The organism is Streptomyces sp. NRRL S-495, from assembly GCF_000966955.1.
In the GTDB taxonomy this organism is placed as follows: domain Bacteria; phylum Actinomycetota; class Actinomycetes; order Streptomycetales; family Streptomycetaceae; genus Kitasatospora; species Kitasatospora purpeofusca.
Genome location: NZ_JZWY01001342.1, coordinates 1 through 829, shown reverse-complemented (window position 1 = coordinate 829; position 829 = coordinate 1). Strand labels below are relative to the sequence as shown.

Below are 829 nucleotides of genomic sequence, written 5' to 3'. Positions count from 1 at the left end.
GCCCACAGCACCGGCTGCACCACATCCACCCGCGCCAACAGCGCCTCCGAACCCAGCGCCTCCGTCAACGACCAATCCACGTAAGGCGCCAGAGCCCGTTCGCACTCCGCCATCCGTCCCGCGAACACCTCCGACCCGGCCAGCAACTCCGCAGCCATCCCCACCCACTGCGAACCCTGACCGGGGAACACCAGCACCGAACGACCGGAGACCAACCCGCCACCGGACACCGCAGTACCCTGCGACAGCGCCTTCACCCCACCGAGCAGCTCGCTCCGGTCCCCGCCCACCACCACCGCACGGTGCTCGAAGGAGGCACGCCCCACCGCCAACGAGTAACCCACGTCCGCCGGATCAAGCCCGGGCTCGGCCACCACCCGAGCCACCAACGCCTCCGCCTGCGCCCGCAGGGCCTCCGCACTGCGCGCCGACACCGGCCACACCACCGCCCCAGGACGCCGAGTACCCTCCGCCGCTCCGACCGGGGCCTCGGCCGGCGCGGATTCCAGGATCACGTGGGCGTTGGTACCGCTGATGCCGAAGGAGGACACCCCCGCCCGGCGCGGACGTCCGGTGTCGTCCCACGTACGGGCCTCCGTCAGCAGCTTCCCGGCTCCCGCGGACCAGTCCACCTCGGGCGTCGGACCGTCCACATGCAACGTCTTCGGCATCACCCCGTGCCGCAGGGCCAGCACCGACTTGATGACACCGCCCACACCCGCCGCGGCCTGCGCATGGCCGATGTTGGACTTCAGCGAACCGATCCACACCGGACGGTCCACCGGACGGTCCTGACCGTACGTCGCCAGCAGCGCCTGCGCCTCGATCG

1 protein-coding gene is annotated in these 829 nt (G+C 71.5%); it reads right to left on the bottom strand.

Translation table 11 applies throughout. The annotated features are described in order from the left end of the window. Positions 1–829 (bottom strand): acyltransferase domain-containing protein (locus VR45_RS41575; protein ID WP_045945180.1); only part of this gene is annotated, 829 nt, incomplete at both ends.